The 974-nt window shown below is 57.3% G+C and carries 2 protein-coding genes; one reads left to right on the forward strand and one right to left on the reverse strand.

Translation table 11 applies throughout. The annotated features are described in order from the left end of the window. A partial coding sequence (locus BSU04_RS01695) for a tyrosine-type recombinase/integrase (RefSeq protein ID WP_179258170.1) occupies nt 1–302 on the forward strand: 302 nt, incomplete at its 5' end. A 26-nt stretch (nt 303–328) separates the two neighbouring features. Here BSU04_RS01695 and BSU04_RS01700 read toward each other — a convergent pair. Continuing rightward, nucleotides 329–625 (reverse strand): tyrosine-type recombinase/integrase, encoded by a 297-nt coding sequence (locus tag BSU04_RS01700; RefSeq protein ID WP_089158973.1) that lies wholly within the window; start codon nt 623–625, stop codon nt 329–331. Between the last annotated feature and the right edge of the window lie 349 nt (nt 626–974).

Raw genomic sequence — 974 nt, forward strand, 5'->3', positions numbered from 1 at the left:
GGCGAGTGGCTCGAGCCCAAGGCAAGATGCTCGACGGCGGCTGGCTCTTTCCCGGGCTCAACCCGATTGAATCTCTCAGCACCCGTCAACTCAACCGGGCGATCCATGCGGCCGCCGAGGCCGCCGGAATCGACAAGCGCGTGTCCATGCACACTTTGCGCCATAGCTTTGCCACTCATCTACTGGAACAGAAGGTCGATATCCGCGTGATTCAAGTCATGCTTGGGCACAAGAAGCTTGACTATGTCCTGCTCCGAACTATGTCCCGTAGCGCACGAGCCTGGCAGGACATCGGCCGATAGCGCGCGACGCGGGACATAGTTATAGCCTACAGGCCCTTTAAGAATGCCAACAATTCGTCATCTGGTCGATACCGCCCCGGCGTGCCTTGAGGGGGTATGGTCCTGTCCAGAACTGCCTGCTTCAAGGTGAGGTTGGCGTCGAGATAGACCTGCGTGGTTTCAATCGATTCATGACCAAGCCAAAGGGCGATTACTGATAGGTCCACACCTTGTTGCAACAAATCCATCGCTGTCGTATGGCGCTTATATCTTGCACGATATAAGGCAGAGGATTTTTTGGTTAGCGATCGCGGCCGCAGAGGGATAACGGAGCCGATGAACATCAGTCCGCGAGCGGTAACTAAAAAACCATTTGTACTAAGCCGCTCCGCAGGCAGTGACCGCTATGGGCGTTGAATGACCACGGCGATAATTTCTGCTGTCCAGCACGGGCGAAGGCAAACAGATTTCCAGCGATCAAGAGAAGCCTGGCAGGTGAAAGACTCAGAAGAGTACGCGTCGGCAGGCCAGTAACCCGCAGGTTTGGCATATTCTGAAGCGATCGCAGATTGATGGCGCGAGCCCAGCCGCGTTAGCCTCGTCGAGGAAGGCAAACGTGCGCGGAAACAGGTGCGGCGGCAACTAGCGCGCATGGTCAGGTCCTGGCGGGGCGCGTGGGAGGCAGCCGGGCAT

This window comes from Caballeronia sordidicola, assembly GCF_002220365.1.
GTDB lineage: Bacteria > Pseudomonadota > Gammaproteobacteria > Burkholderiales > Burkholderiaceae > Caballeronia > Caballeronia sordidicola_C.